The organism is Mesorhizobium sp. M8A.F.Ca.ET.161.01.1.1, assembly GCF_004792105.1.
Classification (GTDB): Bacteria; Pseudomonadota; Alphaproteobacteria; order Rhizobiales; family Rhizobiaceae; genus Mesorhizobium.
In genome coordinates, this window is the sequence record NZ_SRTD01000003.1 from 322,383 (window position 1) to 339,883 (window position 17,501).

Genomic DNA, 17,501 nt, shown 5'->3' on the forward strand with positions numbered 1-17,501 from the left:
TGAAGTTCTGAAGCGCTCGTAAAGGGGCCACAATCCAATTGTCTGAAATAGGGTGGGCTTGGAATTCACACCTTCTGCGTTTCCGCAAGAAAGCGTGATCCCCTTCCCGTGGAGGTTACTGTCCGCATACCGGTCCTTGGCCGGAAAATAAACCGTTGGCAGGCGGAGACCTGCCGCGTCCGCGCGTTGACAAGCCTGACTGAAGCTTGAACATGCCCGGACGTCTGCAATTGTCTGGAGGGTGTTATGGCAATGCGCGCGGCTCGTGGTCTGTCGATTCTCGTCCTTCTTTTCTTTGCCTGGGGTAGCGTCGCGCAAGCGGCGGAAGCGCGAAGAATCGCAACGACGGACAATTCCGATTATTTCGGCTTCGATCTCAGGTCCGACCAGAACGTCACGCTCGACCAGTGCAAGACGACATGCCTCGGCGATCCGACCTGCCGCGCCTTCACCTACAACACCAAGGCCAAATGGTGCTTTCTCAAATCCGACTATAACCAGTTGAAATCCTTCAACGGCGCGGTCGCCGGCAAGGTCGTCAACATCGACGGCGATCCAGATATCGGCGCGCCGCCGGAACTCGCCTTCTTCCCCAACTGGATGGCCGACCAGGCCCAGCAATACCGCAACAAGCTGCTTGGCCCTGCCTTTGACAAGCCGACGGAGGGCATGGCGGCGCTGATCAACTCGGCCGAACAAGCCGTACAGACCGGCGACCATCGCTCCGCCATGCAGAAATACGAGGCCGCTGTCTCGGTCATGCCGGATGACGGCCAGCTCTGGCTCAAGCTGGCGCGCGAAACGCTGGCCGTGCAGCCCGCCGCGAGCACCTCCGAAGCCTCAACTTTGCCGGCAAACGCCACGTCGGCCGCCTTCAACGCCTACAAGTTGCTGCGCACCACCAAGACGCGCGCCGAAGTGCTGGCGCTGCTCGGCAATGGTCTCGACAAGCGCGATCTCTACCGGCCGGCGCTGCAGGCCTATGAAGCCAGCCTTGCGCTGGAAAGCTCGCCCGCGGTCCAGGCCGACTATGCCGATCTGAAGGCCCGCAAGGGATTCCGCGTCATCGATCACTCTGTCGATGCCGACACCAGCGCGCCGCGCATCTGCGCGCAATTCTCCGAGGATCTGGTCAAGACCGGCGTCGACTACGCGCAGTTCGTCACCGTCGACAACGCCGCGCCCAAGGGCATCGAGGCCAAGGACAAGCAGATCTGCGTCGAAGGGCTCGAACACGGCCAGCACTATGACGTCACCTTCCGCGCCGGCCTGCCGGCCGCGATCGGCGAAGTGACCGCTGCCCCCGTGGTGCTGTCGATCTATGTGCAGGACCGCGCGCCATCCGCCCGCTTCACCGGCGACAGCTTCGTGCTGCCGGCCGGCGCGCGCCGCGGCATTCCGGTCGTCACCGTCAACATGAACGCCGCCGAGATGAAGCTCTACCGCATCGGCGACCGCTCGCTGGCGCAGTTGCTGTCGGGCTATCAGTTCCTGCACCAGCTCGACGGCTATGACATTTCCAACATTTCCGAGCAGATGGGCGCGCCGGTCTGGCAGGGCCAGCTCGACATCGTCAACGATCTCAACAAGGAGGTCACCACCTCGTTCCCGGTCGACGAAGCGCTGCCGCAGCGCAAGCCCGGCGTCTATGTGCTGACCGCCAAGGCCGTCAACGACAAGAGCGACGACTACGGCTCGCTGGCCACGCAGTGGTTCGTCGTCTCCGACATCGGCCTGTCGACCTACACCGGCCAGGACGGGCTCAACGTCTTTGCCCGTTCGCTGGGTAGCGCCAAGCCGATTGCCGGGGCCGAACTGACACTGGTTGCTCGTAACAACGAGGTTCTCGGAACCGCGACGTCGGATGCGAACGGCCATGCCGTCTTCAACCCCGGCCTGACGCGCGGTGACGGCGGCATGGTGCCGGCCGTGCTGATGGCCAAGCAGGGGGACAATGATTTCGTCTTCCTCGATATGTCAAAGGCCGGCTTCGACCTGTCCGACCGCGGCGTCACCGGACGCGCCGCACCGGGCGCGCTCGACGTCTATGCCTGGACCGAACGCGGCATCTATCGCGCCGGTGAGGACGTCCATGTCGCCGCGCTTGCCCGCGACGGCGCGGCCAAGGCGGTCGAGAACCTGCCGCTGACCTTTATCTTCTCGCGTCCCGATGGCGTCGAGGACCGCCGCATCGTCAGCGGCGGCGCATCGGCCGGCGGTCACGCCGTCGACCTGCCGCTTGAAGCCAACGCCATGCGCGGCACATGGTCGGTGTCGATCCACACCGACCCCAAGCAGCCGGCGGTTGCCAGCCAGATGTTCCTGGTCGAGGACTTCGTGCCGGATCGCATCGAGTTCGACATGAAGGCCGACAAGCAGGAGATTGCGCGGGGCGAAACCGCCAACATCAACATTGACGGCCGCTTCCTCTATGGCGCGCCGGCGGCGGGCCTGGCGCTGGAAGGCGAACTGACCCTGTCGACGTCCCGGGACTGGGACCGCTTCCCCGACTTTTCCTTCGGCCTCGCCGACGAGCAGTCGGCGGAGCCCACGGTCACGCCGCTCACCGATCTGCCGGTGGTCGGCGACGACGGCAAAGCGACCTTCCCGATCTCCGTCGACCAATTGCCCTCGACCACCAAGCTGGTCGACGGCAAGGTGACGGTGCGCATGCGCGAAACCGGTGGCCGCGCCATCGAGCGTTCGCTCAACATCGGCATCCGCCCGCAAGGCCATATGATCGGCATCCGCCCGGATTTCGCCGATGGTGAAGTGCCGCAGGGGGGCACGGCCAAGTTCAGCCTGATCGCCGTCGATCCCGATGGCAAGCGCGAGGCGCTGAAAGGCGCGCAGTGGTCGCTGGTCAAGGTCGAACGCAATTACCAGTGGTACCGCTCCAACAACTCCTGGAACTACGAGCCGGTGAGCTTCACCAAATCGATCGCCAACGGCCAGATCGATCTCAACGCCGATGGCGATGCCGCCGTCTCCGTACCTGTCGACTGGGGCCAGTACAGGCTCGAGGTCGAGACATCGGATCCCGAGGGGCCGGCGACCAGCTATGAATTCGACGCCGGCTGGTATGTCGCCTCGACCACCACCGAAACGCCTGACGGCCTGGAGATTGCCCTGGACAAGGACAATTATGCCGCGGGCGAAGTGGCAAAGCTGAAAATCTCGCCGCATTTTGCCGGCGAATTACTGATCAACATCGGCTCCGACAAGCTGCTGAAAACCATCACGGCGACCGTGCCGGCCGGCGGCAGCACCGTCGACATCCCGGTCGGCGACGACTGGGGCGCCGGCGCCTATGTCACGGCAACCCTTTTCCGGCCGGGCGACGCGCAGGAAACGCGCATGCCCGCCCGCGCCATCGGCGTGAAATGGCTGACCGTCGATCCGGGCGCCAAGAAGCTTGCCGTCACGCTCACGCCGCCGGACAAGACAATGCCGCGCCAGCAGCTGTCGATCCCGGTTTCCGTGGCCGGCGTGCAGCCGGGCACCAACGCCTATGTCACCGTTGCCGCCGTCGATGTCGGCATCCTCAACCTGACCAACTACAAGGCGCCGGATCCGGAGAACTGGTTCTTTGGCCAGCGCATGCTGGGCATGGAGATCCGCGACATCTACGGCCGCCTGATCGATGGCTCGCTGGGCACCACCGGCAAGCTCAGGACCGGCGGTGACGGCGCCAACATGCAGACGCAAGGCAGCCCGCCCACTGAAAAACTGGTCGCCTTCTTCTCCGGCATCGTCCAGCTCGACGCCGACGGCAAGGCGCGGATCGACTTCGACATCCCGCAGTTCAACGGCACCGTGCGCGTCATGGCTGTCGCCTGGACCAAGGAGGCGATCGGCCATGCCCAGTCGGACGTGATCGTGCGTGATCCCGTTGTGATCACCGCCGGCCTGCCGCGCTTCCTGGCGCCTGGCGACAACGCCGTCATGCGTCTCGACGTTGCCGACACCGACGGACCGGCCGGCGACTATGCGCTGTCGATCGATACGACGGGGGACCTGTCGACAGGTGACAAGCCCCTGCCCCAGAAGCTGACGCTCGCCCAGGGCAAGCGCCAGACCTTGACCGTGCCGCTGATCGCAAAGACGGCGGGCAATGCCTCGCTGACCATCAAGCTGGCGCATGCGGACGGCACCAAGGTCGAGCAGACGCTCTATGTCCCGGTGCGTCCGGCCCAATTGCCGGTCACCACGCGCCTCGTGGTCGACCTCAAGGGCAATGGCGGCGCGCTTCGCGTCGACAAGGAGCTGCTGGCTGCCAGCCTGCTCGAAGGCGCATCGGTCAGCGTCGGCGTTTCGCAGGCTGCGGCCTTCGACGTGCCGTCGCTCTTGATGACGCTCGATCGTTACCCCTATGGTTGCGCCGAGCAGACCACCAGCCGCGCCATGCCGCTTCTCTACGTCAACGAGATGGCATCAGGCGTCGGCATGGAAAGCGACCCTGAACTGCACGGGCGCATCCAGGATGCGATCTACAAGGTCCTGAGCTACCAGTCCTCGAGCGGCAGCTTCGGCCTGTGGGGTCCGGGCTCCGGCGATCTGTGGCTCGACGCCTATGTCAGCGAATTCCTGACCAGGGCGCGGGAGCAGAAATACGACGTGCCGGCTCTGGCGATGAACCAGGCCCTGAACAACCTGCAGAACTCGCTCGGCTACGACCAGAGCGTACAGGACCGCGGTAGCGAGATCGCCTACGCCCTCTACGTGCTGGCCCGCAACAAGAAGGCCTCGATCGGCGATCTACGCTACTACGCCGACACCCAGCTCGAAGCCTTCTCGAGCCCGATGGCCGTCGCCCAGTTGGCGGCGAGCCTTGCGCTCTATGGCGACACGCAGCGTTCGGAGGCGACGTTCAAGACCGCGCTGCAACTGGCCAAGTCGAGCACCGACTACGACTGGTACCGTTCCGACTACGGCTCGGCATTGCGTGACGGCGCGGCGATGCTGTCGCTGGCGGCGGAATCGAAGCCGGTATCGACGATCGTGCCCGAGCTCATCAAGCTGGTGACAAGGAAACGCGCCGAAGCCCGCTGGACCAGCACCCAGGACGATTCCTGGATGCTGCTGGCGGCGCGTGCGCTGAAGGAGGGCAATGACTCCATCGCGCTGACCGTCAACGGCGCGCCGCATTCCGGCGGCTATTCCAACCAGGTCAACGGCTCAGACCTGGTCGACAGCCCGCTCGAAATCACCAACACCGGCAAGACCCCGCTGCAGGCCGTCGTCACCACCGTGGCGTCGCCGATCCAGCCCTTGCCGGCCGGCGGCGACGGCTTCACCATCAGCCGCACCTACTACAAGCTCGATGGCACGGAAGCCAATGTGACTGAGGCCACCCAGAACGAACGCTATGTCGTCGTGCTCAAGGTCACCGAGCAGAACAGCTGGCCGTCGCGCCTGCTGGTCACCGACCTGTTGCCGGCCGGCTTCGAGATCGACAATCCGGGCCTGGTTTCCAGCGCCCAGTTGACGAACTTCTCCTGGCTGGCGCAGACCGACGCCGCGCATCTGGAATTCCGCGACGACCGCTTCGTCGCGGCATTCAACCCGGCCGACGGCGACCACGACCACAATCTGACGCTTGCCTATGTCGTGCGCGCCGTCACGCCGGGCACCTATGCCCATCCGGCGGCAACGGTGGAGGACATGTACCGGCCGCAATATTCGGCCCGCACCGCCACCGGCATGATGGAGATCAAGGCGCCGTAAGGTGCCTTGGCGGATATGAACGTGAGGCTTGCGCTGCCCCTCATTGCCCTGCCGGGCATTTCTCCCCGTATAGTGACGGGGAGAAAGGGGCTAGCGCCGACCGCCGCGACAGCTCCCTTCTCCCCGTCACTATACGGGGAGGTGAGCCGTGGCCCGCGCAGCGGACGAAAAGCCAATTGCTTGGCTTTTCGAACGGCGAACGCCCGAAGGGCCGTCGTGCCGGCAGGCGGATGAGGGGCAGCGCCATGCTCTCCAAGAAATTCATTTGGCGGGCCGCCATTGCGGGAGCATCGCTAGCCGTCGTTGCGGCAATCGCCACCGCCGCCCTCTGGGAACTCGACCGCGCTTTCCCCCCACCATTGCCCGCAACTCTGACCGTCTCCACCGAAGTCCAGGACCGCGACGGCCAGTTGTTGCGCGCCTTCGCGACGCCTGACGGCTACTGGCGGCTGGAGACCCGGCTGGACCAGGTCGACAAGCAGTTCGTCGACATGTTGGTCACCTATGAGGACAAGCGCTTCTGGGACCATGAGGGCGTCGATGTGCTGGCTCTCGCCCGCGCCGCCGGCCAATTCGCCACCAGCGGCCATATCGTTTCCGGCGGCTCGACCCTGTCGATGCAGCTTGCCCGGCTGATCGAGCCGCGCGAAAGCCGCAGCCTCGGCTCCAAGATCAAGCAGATGCTGCGCGCCATCCAGATCGAGCGGCGGCTGTCGAAGCGCGACATCCTCGAGCGCTATCTCACGCTGGCGCCCTATGGCGGCAACCTGGAAGGCGTGCGCGCCGCTTCGCTCGCCTATTTCGGCAAGGAACCGAAGCGGCTCACCGTTTCCGAGGCCGCCCTTCTCGTCGCCCTCCCCCAATTGCCGGAAAAGCGCCGGCCCGACCGCAACCTCCAGATCGCCCACGCCGCGCGCGATCGTGTGCTGAGCCGCATGGTCTCGTCAGGCCTGATCGGCGAACGCGAGGCGGCACGCGCCGCACTTGACGATGTCTCGGGCCTGCGCCGCACCTTGCCGGCGCTTGCCGCGCATGCCTCCTATGCGATGCTTCCCAAGGCCGTTCCGGGTCAGCCGCTCAAGCTGACGATCCGCAAAAGCGTCCAGCAAGGACTGGAACGGGTGGCGCGCGATGCCGCCGCCAAGCTCGGGCCGCGTCTGTCCGTCGCCATGGTGCTGGCCGATGCCCGCACCGGCGACATTCTGGGCGAAGTCGGCTCGGCCAATTTCTTCGATTCCAGCCGTTCCGGCTGGATCGACATGACCAAGGTCGTGCGCTCGCCCGGCTCGACGCTGAAGCCGTTCATCTACGGCCTCGCCTTCGAGCAGGGACTGGTGGCGCAGGAAACGCTGATCGAGGACAGCCCGGTCGATTTCAGCGGCTACAGGCCGAAGAATTTCGACATGGGCTATCAGGGCGATGTCTCGATCCGCCAGGCTTTGCAACTATCGCTCAACGTGCCGGCGATCCGCGTGCTCGACGCGGTCGGCCCGGCACGGCTGACGGCGCGCTTCCGCCAGGCGGGCGTCAACCCGATCCTGCCGGTCAATGAAGCGCCCGGCCTGGCCATCGGCCTCGGCGGCGTCGGCGTCACGCTGCGCGACCTGGTCCAGCTCTACACAGGGCTCGCCAATGGCGGCAAGACGCATTCGCTGCATGACGGCACCGAGCCGGCCAACGCCGCGAGTTCGACCACCACCATCCTCAACGACCAGGCCAACTGGCAGATCGTCGACATTTTGTCGGGTGTGAAGCCACCCGAAGGCGCCCTGCAGCGCGGCATTGCCTACAAGACCGGCACCTCTTACGGCTACCGTGACGCCTGGTCGGTCGGCTTCGACGGCCGCTATGTGCTGGGCGTCTGGGTCGGCCGGCCCGATGCCGGCGCGGTGCCGGGTCTTTCCGGCTATGTCTCGGCCGCCCCGATCCTGTTCGAAGGTTTTGTCCGCTCGGGGCTGGCGACCGTACCGCTGCCGGGCAAACCGCCCGGCGCCTTCACCCCCAAGCGCGAGGACCTGCCGGTGACGCTTGCCCGCTTCGGCGCCGGCGCGGATGGCCTGGTGCAGGCGACCCCGACCGAACCCGCGCCGACCATCATCTTCCCGCCGGATGGCGCCCGCGTCGATCTCGCCACCAACTCGGCCGATGCGTCGCCACTGGTGCTGAAGCTCCAAGGCGGCCGGGCGCCGTTCCGCTGGCTGGCCAACGGCAAGCCGCTCATCGGCCTCGATCGCCGTCGCACTGCGACATGGCAGCCCGACGGCGCGGGTTACTCGACGCTGACCGTCATCGACGCGGCGGGACGGGCGGCCAGTGTGAAAGTGTTCGTTGAATAGGCTGCGTCAAGGGATTCAGGAGACTGGCCTTTCGAGGTCCGGGAATAAGGGATAAATTGCCTGATGTCCGGTGCGAGGCGCCCCCCTCTGGCCTGCCGGCCATCTCCCCCTCAAGGGGGGAGATCGGATGGCCAGGCCGCTTTCGGCAACGACCAACGGCGGCGCGCGACGCAAAAGCTGCCAATCTCCCCCCTCGAGGGGGAGATGCCCGGCAGGGCAGAGGGGGGCGTGCCACGCCATACCTTACGCAGTATAGCCGCCATTTTAGCGGCTTTCTTCGCAGTCACTCTTCCCGCCTCGGCCGATCCCCTGCCCACCGGCTTCGTCCGATTGGCCGCCATCGATGCCTCGATCCGCCAGGACATCCGCTATTCCGGCGCCGACAATTTTCTGCATCGCAAGGTAAGCGGCTATGATGCGCCGGTCTGCATCCTCGCCCGGCAGGCGGCCTTAGCCGTTGCCGGGGTCCAGAAGGCAATGGTCGCCAGGGGCATGACGCTGATCGTGTTCGACTGCTATCGCCCTGCCCGCTCCGTGGCCGACATGGGCGATTGGACGACCGCGGGCGGGCCGCCTGACCCGCAATGGTATCCGCAGGTCAAGCGCGGCGACCTCATCGCCGAGGGCTATGTCGCCCGCCAGTCGGCACATTCGCGCGGCTCGACCGTCGATATCGCCATCGCACCGGCCGACAGTACGTCCATGCCGAAACCGGCCTGCGGCGCGGTCGATGCCAACACTCTCGATTTCGGCACCGGCTTCGACTGCTTCGACCGGACGAGTGAGACCGCGCATCGCCCGCTCGGCGCCGAAGCGGCGGCAAACCGCAAGCTCCTTGTCGATGCCATGCGTGCTGGAGGTTTCAGGAACTACGCGCGAGAATGGTGGCATTTTTACGCTCGACCAAGAGCCATTTCAAAAGCAGCGCTTCGATTTCCCGGTGACCGCCGAGTGACCCGCCCAAAGCAGACTTGCCCGGCAACCGCGCGTCCCTAGATAGGCCACAGGGCGGACCGACTCCGGCGAGGAGCAACCGCGAGGAAAATATTTCTCATAGCCGCGGCAGAACGCCGGAGATTTTCTCCAGGGAGGCAAAAAAGGCAACATTCAATGCATCTAATTTCTATAATTTCGGTAGATTTGGCGCGGGTTCAACGGAGGCAGAAATGACCAAACCTCATTTCAGGAAACTGCTCGGCGCACTGGTCGCCACATCTGTCCAGTTCGGCACGCTCGGTTTCGCGTTTGCCGACACCACCATTCTCAACGTGTCCTACGATCCGACGCGCGAGCTCTACAAGGCTTATGACGAGGCCTTCGCCGCGCATTGGAAGACAGAGACCGGCGAGACGGTGACGATCCAGCAGTCACATGGCGGATCGGGCGCCCAGGCCCGCGCCGTGATCGACGGCCTCGACGCCGATGTGGTGACGCTGGCTCTCGAAGGCGACATCAATGCCATCGTCTCCAAATCGAAAAAGATCAATCCCGATTGGCGCAAGAAATTCGAAAACAATTCAGCGCCTTACACCTCGACCATCATCTTCCTTGTCCGCAAGGGCAATCCCAAGGGCATCCACGACTGGAACGACCTCGTCAAGGACGGCGTCCAGGTGATCACGCCCAACCCCAAGACGTCGGGCGGCGCGCGTTGGAACTATCTCGCGGCCTGGGCCTATGCCAACGCCAATGATGGCGGCGACGAAGCCAAGACCAAGGAATTCGTCGGCAAGCTCTATGCCAATGCTCCCGTGCTCGACACCGGTGCGCGCGGCTCGACAGTGACCTTCGCGCAAAAAGGCCTTGGCGACGTGCTGATCGCCTGGGAAAACGATGCCTATCTGGCGCTCGACGAGTTTGGCGCCGACAATTTCGACATCGTCTATCCGCCGACCTCGATCCTGGCCGAGCCGCCGGTGGCCGTGGTCGATGCCAATGTCGACGCCAAGGGCACGCGCAAGGTGGCCGAGGCCTATCTGAGCTACCTCTATTCCAAGGAAGGCCAGACCATCATCGCCAAGAACCATTACCGGCCGTCCAAGCCCGAACTGGTTCCGCCCGAGGATCTCGCCAAGCTGCCGCCTATCAAGCTGATCACCATCGACGACCCGCTTTTCGGTGGTTGGAAGAAGGCACAGCCTTATCATTTCGGCGACGGTGGTATATTCGACCAGATCTACAAACCGGCCCAGTGAGCTAAAACCTAGATCAGGACGATATGACCACAGCACCCGCGCAGGCGGGGTGGCGGTTCAGACAGCCGAGCGTCATTCCGGGTTTCGGATTGACGCTCGGCTTCTCGCTTGCCTACCTCACCCTCATCATCCTCATACCGCTATCCGGGCTGATCTGGCGTTCGGCCGCTCTCGGCTGGATCGATTTCTGGGCCATCGCCACCGATCGCCGCACCCTCAACGCACTTGAAATCAGCTTCGGCACCGCCTTCATCGCGGCTGTCGTCAATGTCGTTTTCGGCACGCTCGTCGCCTGGGTGCTGGTGCGTTACCGCTTTCCCGGCCGCCGCATCGTCGATGCCATGGTCGACCTGCCATTCGCGCTGCCGACGGCGGTGGCCGGCATCGCGCTGACCACGCTCTACGCGCCGAACGGCTGGATCGGCAAATTGCTGATGCCGCTCGGCATCAAGGTCGCCTACACGCCGCTCGGCATCGTCATCGCGCTGGTCTTCATCGGCTTGCCCTTCGTCGTGCGCACCGTGCAGCCGATCATGGAGGAAATCGACAAGGAGGTGGAGGAAGCAGCCGCCACGCTTGGCGCCAGCCGCTTCCAGATCATCACCCGCGTGCTCTTTCCGGGCCTGGCGCCGGCCATCATCACCGGCTTCTCGCTCGCCTTCGCGCGCGGCGTCGGCGAATACGGCTCGGTCATCTTCATCGCCGGCAACCTGCCCTACAAATCCGAGATCGCACCGCTTCTGATCGTTATCCGGCTGGAGGAATACAATTACCCAGCGGCGACCGCGATCGCGGCAATCATGCTGGCGCTGTCGTTCGTCATGCTGCTGGTCGTCAATCTGGTGCAGACATGGAGCCGCAAGCGCTATGGCTGATCCCGAGATCAAATCCTACGAACCGTATCACGAGAGCCGCTCGGCGGCGGTGACCGAAAGCCGCCCGGCGCAGGCCGTGCTGATGGCCATCGCTTTCGCATTCCTCGGCATCTTCCTGCTTTTGCCGCTGATCATCGTCTTCCACGAGGCGCTGGCGAAAGGCGTCGGCGCCTATACGCAAGCACTGGGCGAACCGGACGCACGCTCGGCCATCCACCTGACACTGCTTGTCGCGGCGATCTCGGTGCCTCTCAATGTCGTCTTCGGCATCTCCGCCGCCTGGGCGATCGCCAAGTTCGAATTCAAGGGCAAGGCGTTTCTCACCACGCTGATCGACCTGCCCTTCTCGGTCTCGCCCGTCATTTCGGGTCTGGTCTATGTGCTTCTGTTCGGCGCCCAGGGGTTGCTTGGCGAGTGGCTGAAGGCACATGGCATCCAGATCTTGTTCGCCGTGCCGGGCATTGTGCTGGCCACCGTCTTCGTCACCTTCCCCTTCGTCGCCCGCGAACTGATCCCGCTGATGCAGGAACAGGGCAATGGCGACGAGGAGGCCGCCCTTTCGCTCGGCGCCAATGGCTGGCAGACCTTCTGGTTTGTGACCTTGCCCAACGTCAAATGGGGCCTGCTCTACGGCGTGCTTTTGTGCGATGCGCGCGCCATGGGCGAGTTCGGCGCGGTTTCGGTGGTGTCGGGCCACATACGCGGCCTGACCAACACCATGCCGCTGCATGTCGAAATCCTCTACAACGAGTACAACGCCGTCGGCGCTTTCGCCGTCGCCTCGCTGCTTGCCGGGCTGGCGCTCGTCACACTGGTCTTGAAAACACTGCTCGAGATGCGCTACGGCGCCGAACTCGCCGCGACGCGCGGACATTAGAAGGTTCATTGTATGGAAGTTCGCGTTGCCAACGTGCGCAAGGAATTCGAGCGGTTTCCGGCGCTTCACGACGTGTCGCTCGACATCAAGTCGGGCGAATTGATTGCGTTGCTGGGACCATCCGGCTCCGGCAAGACGACCTTGCTCAGACTGATCGCCGGGCTGGAGCGGCCGACACGCGGGAAAATCTTCTTTGGTGACGAGGACGCTTCGCAGAAATCGATCCAGGAGCGCAATGTCGGCTTCGTCTTCCAGCACTACGCGCTGTTCCGTCATATGACGGTGGCTGACAATATCGGCTTCGGCCTCAAGGTGCGGCACGGACCGTCGCGGCCGCCAGCAGCGGAGATCCGCCGCCGTGCTTCCGAGCTTCTCGATCTCGTCCAGCTTTCAGGGCTGGAGAAGCGCTATCCCGCGCAGCTTTCGGGCGGCCAGCGCCAGCGCGTGGCGCTCGCCCGCGCCATGGCCATCGAACCCAAGGTGCTGCTGCTCGACGAGCCGTTCGGCGCGCTCGACGCGCAGGTGCGCCGGGAACTGCGCCGCTGGCTGCGGGAAATCCATGACGCCACCGGCCACACCACCGTCTTCGTCACCCACGATCAGGAAGAGGCGCTGGAACTGGCCGACCGTGTCGTGGTGATGAGCCAGGGCCGTATCGAGCAGGTCGGCACCGCCGACGACATCTACGACACGCCGAATTCGCCCTTCGTCTACGGCTTCATCGGCGAATCGAGCTCCCTTCCGGTCAAGGTCGAGAATGGCGAGATCTGGCTGGCCGACCGTCCAATCGGATTGTCGGCGCCGCACGCGTCCGAGGGCGATGCGATGCTTTACTTCCGTCCGCATGATGTCGAACTGCTGGACGGCTGCAGCGGCTGCATCGCCGGCACCGTGGCGGCCAGCCGCCGCGTCGCCGGCACAAGGCGCGTCGAACTTGAAATCGGCGGCGAACGCCAGCGGGTCGAGATTGAGCTGCCGGTCGACCATCCGGCAGCGCAGAAGAGCCGCGTGGCGTTCCGCCCGGGGCGCTGGAAGCTGTTCCCGGCTGCATAGCGATCGGACCACGGTGAATCCGCCCCAGGGATGTCCCGGTCGGTGGCGGTCTTTCACCTGGCCTTCAACGACAACACCAGGGTCATCGGGTTTTTCGGGGAGGCCGCAAAGCCGTAGTGCTCGTAAAAGGCTTTCGCTTCATCCGATATGGCATGAACAAAAATTCCGCGAATACCGAGGATCGTCGCGGCTTGACTGGCGCGCAGGACGGCATCTTGCAGAAGCGCCGCGCCCAGCCCCTTCCGTTGCCAGCTTCCATCCACCGCGAGACGCCCGAGCACGACCATCGGAATGGGATCTGGCATGTTGCGGCGAACAATGCCGGGCGCTTCCGCCAGATCAAGCCCGCCCGAAGACAAGCAGTAGTAGCCGACAACGCGTGTGCCTTCCGCCACCACATAAGTACGCGATGCGCCACTGACCTGGTTGGCCCGTGCCCTGCGGCGAAGCCATTGGTCGAGACTTTCTGTTCCGCTTTGGAAAAGGCCGAGATCGTGGTTTTCTGCCAGGGGCGTGGGCGCCGATAGCATCAGTCCCGCCATGGCTTGGGCACGTTCATGAGGCGCCCAAAACCTTCCCCGCTCGGCGGTTTATCGAGGATGTCGAGATAATGCCGGTAACTCTCCGGATCCACCTTGATCAGGGTCTGGTCGAGTAGCGTGTCCTCGGCCGCACGATAGGCGGCGTCGATCATGAAGTCGGAGCGGGTTTTCCCACGTATTTTCGCGGCGCGGTCGATCAGTATGCGCATATCCTCTCGGATGCGCAGATTGACAGGCTTGGCGTGGGTTTCGGGCGCGGCTTTCGTCATGGAAGACTCCTTTCCGCCACCATAACATTGCGCATACACAATGTGTATCTATTTGTGGCTTTTATCAGAAACAGGCTGAAGAGGACCGACCTCAAAAGGTGAAAGAAAAAACTACGATATGTCTGTTTGGGAAACAGTTTTCTAGCAACACTGGTCTAGTCCTGAATCCATGCCTCGCCGCTCCTTCGCGCCCCGGCTATGGTCTGGCAATAGAGCATTACATCCGGAGCCTTTTCATGAAGCGATTTTTCCTCGGCGTTGCCGCCGCCGGTCTCCTCCTCGCATCCTCCCAAGCCTGGTCGGCCGACAAGCTGCTGAACGCCTCCTATGACGTCGGCCGCGAACTGTTCGTGCAGGTCAACAAGGCCTTCATATCAGAGCATCCGGGCGTCACCGTCGACCAGTCGCATGCCGGCACTTCGGCGCAGGCGCGCGCCATCGCCGAGGGCCTCGGCGCCGATGTCGTCACCTTCAACCAGGTCACCGACGTCGACTTCCTGGTCAAGAAGGGCCTTGTCTCCGCCGACTGGCAGAAGGACTTTCCCGACAATGCCTCGCCCTTCTATTCGCTGCCGTCGTTTCTCGTCCGTGCCGGCAACCCCAAGCACATCAAGGACTGGAACGATCTCGTGCGCGACGACGTGCAGGTGATCTTCCCCAACCCGAAAACGTCGGGCAATGCGCGCTACACCTATCTCGCGGCCACCGCCTACGCCAAGGAAGCCTTCAAGGGCGACGACGCCAAGGTGAAGGAGTTCATCACCAAGCTGTTCAACAACGTGCCGATCTTCGACACAGGCGGGCGGGCCGCCACCACCACCTTCGTGCAGCGCGAGATCGGCGACGTGCTGATCACCTTCGAATCCGAGACGCGCGGCATCCGCAAGGAATATGGCGACGACAAATTCGAGCAGGTCACGCCTTCGGTCAGCCTTCTGGCGGAGTTCCCGGTAGCGATCGTCGACAAGGTCGCCGACGAGCACGGCACGCGCGATCTGGCCAAGAGCTATCTCGACTTTCTCTATACGCCCGAGGGCCAGGGCATCGCCGCCGACAACGGCTTGCGCGCACGCGACGCGGCTGTCGCGGCCAAATACAAGGCCGATTTTCCGGATGTGCGCCTGCTGACGGTGGAAGACGTCTTCGGCGGTTGGGACAAGGTCCAAAAGGAGCATTTCGCCGCCGGCGGCCTGCTCGACCAGGCCTATGGCAGCCGCTAAAATCTCCGCGGACCGTTAGAACGATCAGAAAAGCCGGCCGTGGGCCGGCTTTTCTTGTTTATGCAGGCGATAAGGCAAATCCGGCGCCCTCCGTGCAAAACGTTACAAAGAATCAACGCGTTTGTGCCTAACATGCGTTCCAATGGCTTTGTTTTCGCGAAACGGCGGCGTGCGGAAGCAATGCCGTCATCATTTGCACACAAACAGCCGCCAGATGCGGGGTGGTTGGGGCTTCAACGGGTTATCAGGGCATGCTGACGAAAAAAGGCAAATACGGCCTCAAGGCCCTCGTGCATCTTTCCAATCTTCCGGTTGGCCAACTGGCCTTCGTCAACGACATCGCCGTCGCCAACAACATCCCGAAGAAATTCCTCGATGCCATACTGGGCGAATTGCGCAACGCCGGCTTCGTCCAGAGCCGCAAGGGCAAGGAAGGCGGCTATCGCCTCGCCCGCCCGGCTTCCGAGATCAAGATCGGCCATGTCGTGCGCGTGCTCGACGGGCCGCTGGCGCCGATACCTTGCGCCAGCCGCACGCAGTATCAGCGCTGCGAGGATTGCGACGAGGCGACCTGCCAGGTCCGGCACATGATGCTGGAAGTGCGCCAGGCGATCGCCGAGGTGCTGGACAACCGTAGCCTCGCCGCCATGCGCGATGCCGATAATGACGATTTCCCGGTCGAGTTGACTTCACAAATCTAGAGCCGGGTGGATGAGGCTGTCGAGGTTTACGAAATCCCGAAAAGCCGCCCGCAAGCAGCCATCGGCAGCCAGCTTTCGCACCGAAATCATCGCCGACGTCTTTGTTCCCGAATATGCCGAGGACGTGCGCTTCTTCAGCCGCAAGCTGGCCAATCCCGGCAGGCTCCGCCGCTTCTCCACCAGGGATCTTCGCGAAAGCCTGATTACCCTCTTCTACCTCGCGGTCGCGGCAGCGCTGCCGGTGCGCTGGTGGTCGCCGATCTGCGATTGGGCGTCGAGGTTTCGCTTGAAGCGCCATATGCGCAAGGACTTCCGCGCCTATGCCGCCGCAACGCGCGCGGTGCTCGGCGACGGCATCGATGCGCGCAAGCTGTTCGAGGCAATGCTCACGGCGCGCCATCGCCGCCGCATGCAACTTGCCGCGCATCTGGTCGCCGGCCGTTGGACGCCGACGATCCGGCTGGAGGGCCTCGAAGGCTTGCAGGCAGCCTTGCAACGCGGCCACGGCGCGATCCTCTGGTGCGATCAGTTCACCGCCCAGACGATGATCGGCAAGCGCGCCATACACGAGGCCGGCATCGAAGCGCATCAGGTCAGCGTCAACACGCATGGCGTGTCCGAGACGGTGTTCGGCCAGCGCTTCCTCAACCCGCCAATGATTCATGTCGAGAACCGGTTCCTGAAAAGCCGAATCGTCTTCGACCGTGACGACGCCTATCAGGTCACCATCCGCATTCAGAAGATGCTGAAGCAGAACGGCGTCGTGCTGATGACCAACACCATCCACGCCGGCTCGACCTTCACCGAAACCGCACTGGGCGAAAGCGGCTGGACCCACCTTGCCTCGGCACCGGCGAATTTCGCCGCCCGAGGCAAGACGGCCCTGTTTGCCATGTCGACTTTCGAGGACGTGCCCTTCCGGCAATACCGGGCCGTCTTGAGCCCCGAACTGGTGCCGCCAGCACCGGCGCTCACGGCAGTGAACACAACCAGGGACGGAGCCAAGAACATGGCCCTGCAAGCACACTACATCCTGCTGAAACGCGACCGCTTGCTGGAGGCGCTGAAGCAGTGCCCCGAGCAGATGATGTCCTGGTCGCGCCATGGGCGGTTGACCGAAGCTCAGGACGGCATCGGCATCAGCGGAGAAGAAGGCTCATGAGCGGCGCATCGAGCGCAATGCCTGGGTGACGAGTTCGTCGACCGGCTGCGTCGCGTCGAGCGTCAATGCCCGCTCGTCTTGGCCCGGCGGCTCCAGGATGGCGAACTGGCTGTCGACCAGGCTTGCCGGCATGAAATGGCCCTTGCGGTTGCCGACGCGCCGCCGCGCGGTGGCCGGATCGATCTCCAGATAGAGGAAGACGATATCGGGGCAAAAGCCGCGCAGCCGCTCGCGATAGCCGCGCTTCAGCGCCGAGCAGGCGGCGACCACACCTTGGCCGTTGCCGATCGACGCCGCGATCTGCTCGCCGATCGCGTCGAGCCAGCCCTCGCGCAGTTGATCGGTGAGCGGCTCGCCCCGCGCCATGCGGGCGACGTTTTCGGGCGGATGCAGCCTGTCGCCCTCGATAAAGACGGCACCCAGCGCGGCGGCCAGCGCGAGACCGAAGGCTGACTTGCCACAGCCGGCGACGCCCATCACCACGATAGCCGGAGGTGCCAAACCGGAAGCGCCCGTCGGCGCCTGCGCTGCCTTTTCGTCCACC

The 17,501-nt window shown here is 63.9% G+C and carries 13 protein-coding genes; 10 read left to right on the forward strand and 3 right to left on the reverse strand.

Features of this window, described 5'->3' with window-relative positions; translation table 11 throughout:
* Positions 1 to 246 precede the first annotated feature (246 nt).
* The 7 genes from EN804_RS10185 to EN804_RS10225 all read left to right on the forward strand — a co-directional run bounded on the left by EN804_RS10185 (position 247) and on the right by EN804_RS10225 (position 13,063).
* Positions 247 to 5,727 (forward strand): alpha-2-macroglobulin family protein, encoded by a 5,481-nt coding sequence (locus tag EN804_RS10185; RefSeq protein ID WP_135919304.1) that lies wholly within the window; start codon positions 247 to 249, stop codon positions 5,725 to 5,727.
* A gap of 245 nt (positions 5,728 to 5,972) precedes the next feature.
* On the forward strand, positions 5,973 to 8,063 hold the full coding sequence (gene pbpC, locus EN804_RS10195; protein WP_246693405.1) for a penicillin-binding protein 1C: 2,091 nt from the start codon (positions 5,973 to 5,975) through the stop codon (positions 8,061 to 8,063).
* Positions 8,064 to 8,393: 330 nt separating this feature from the next.
* The gene (locus EN804_RS10205) at positions 8,394 to 9,059 is read left to right on the forward strand and encodes a M15 family metallopeptidase (RefSeq protein WP_246693406.1); all 666 of its coding nucleotides are present in this window, start codon (positions 8,394 to 8,396) and stop codon (positions 9,057 to 9,059) included.
* A 170-nt stretch (positions 9,060 to 9,229) separates the two neighbouring features.
* Entirely contained in the window at positions 9,230 to 10,258 is a 1,029-nt protein-coding gene (locus EN804_RS10210; protein WP_127278932.1) for a sulfate ABC transporter substrate-binding protein, read from the forward strand.
* A gap of 23 nt (positions 10,259 to 10,281) precedes the next feature.
* Positions 10,282 to 11,133 carry a sulfate ABC transporter permease subunit CysT gene (gene cysT, locus EN804_RS10215; protein WP_127278933.1) on the forward strand — a complete coding sequence of 284 codons (852 nt, stop codon included), beginning with the start codon at positions 10,282 to 10,284 and terminating at the stop codon, positions 11,131 to 11,133.
* Positions 11,126 to 12,010 carry a sulfate ABC transporter permease subunit CysW gene (cysW, locus tag EN804_RS10220; RefSeq protein WP_135919306.1) on the forward strand — a complete coding sequence of 295 codons (885 nt, stop codon included), beginning with the start codon at positions 11,126 to 11,128 and terminating at the stop codon, positions 12,008 to 12,010. The genes cysT and cysW overlap by 8 nt, the downstream gene beginning before the upstream one ends.
* Positions 12,011 to 12,022: 12 nt before the next feature.
* A complete protein-coding gene (locus tag EN804_RS10225) occupies positions 12,023 to 13,063 on the forward strand; it encodes a sulfate/molybdate ABC transporter ATP-binding protein (protein ID WP_127280599.1) in 1,041 nt (346 codons plus the stop codon).
* Between the two features lie 53 nt (positions 13,064 to 13,116).
* On the opposite strand, the gene EN804_RS10230 is transcribed toward EN804_RS10225, so the two are convergent.
* Both EN804_RS10230 and EN804_RS10235 read right to left on the reverse strand, forming a co-directional pair.
* Positions 13,117 to 13,593 carry a GNAT family N-acetyltransferase gene (locus tag EN804_RS10230; RefSeq protein WP_135919441.1) on the reverse strand — a complete coding sequence of 159 codons (477 nt, stop codon included), beginning with the start codon at positions 13,591 to 13,593 and terminating at the stop codon, positions 13,117 to 13,119.
* Positions 13,593 to 13,874 carry a DUF1778 domain-containing protein gene (locus EN804_RS10235; protein WP_135916677.1) on the reverse strand — a complete coding sequence of 94 codons (282 nt, stop codon included), beginning with the start codon at positions 13,872 to 13,874 and terminating at the stop codon, positions 13,593 to 13,595. The genes EN804_RS10230 and EN804_RS10235 overlap by 1 nt, the downstream gene beginning before the upstream one ends.
* A 236-nt stretch (positions 13,875 to 14,110) precedes the next feature.
* Here EN804_RS10235 and EN804_RS10240 point away from each other — a divergent pair, with 236 nt between their 5' ends.
* The 3 genes from EN804_RS10240 to EN804_RS10250 all read left to right on the forward strand — a co-directional run bounded on the left by EN804_RS10240 (position 14,111) and on the right by EN804_RS10250 (position 16,957).
* Positions 14,111 to 15,094 (forward strand): sulfate ABC transporter substrate-binding protein, encoded by a 984-nt coding sequence (locus EN804_RS10240; RefSeq protein ID WP_127280601.1) that lies wholly within the window; start codon positions 14,111 to 14,113, stop codon positions 15,092 to 15,094.
* A 251-nt stretch (positions 15,095 to 15,345) separates the two neighbouring features.
* The gene (locus tag EN804_RS10245) at positions 15,346 to 15,795 is read left to right on the forward strand and encodes an Rrf2 family transcriptional regulator (RefSeq protein ID WP_023769580.1); all 450 of its coding nucleotides are present in this window, start codon (positions 15,346 to 15,348) and stop codon (positions 15,793 to 15,795) included.
* Positions 15,796 to 15,805: 10 nt separating this feature from the next.
* Positions 15,806 to 16,957, forward strand: coding sequence for a hypothetical protein (locus tag EN804_RS10250; protein ID WP_135919307.1), 1,152 nt, complete (start codon positions 15,806 to 15,808; stop codon positions 16,955 to 16,957).
* On the opposite strand, the gene EN804_RS10255 is transcribed toward EN804_RS10250, so the two are convergent.
* Complete coding sequence (locus EN804_RS10255) at positions 16,952 to 17,500, reverse strand: gluconokinase (protein WP_127280762.1); 549 nt, start codon at positions 17,498 to 17,500, stop codon at positions 16,952 to 16,954. The two genes, EN804_RS10250 and EN804_RS10255, sit on opposite strands and share 6 nt — an antisense overlap.
* Position 17,501: the final 1 nt, after the last annotated feature.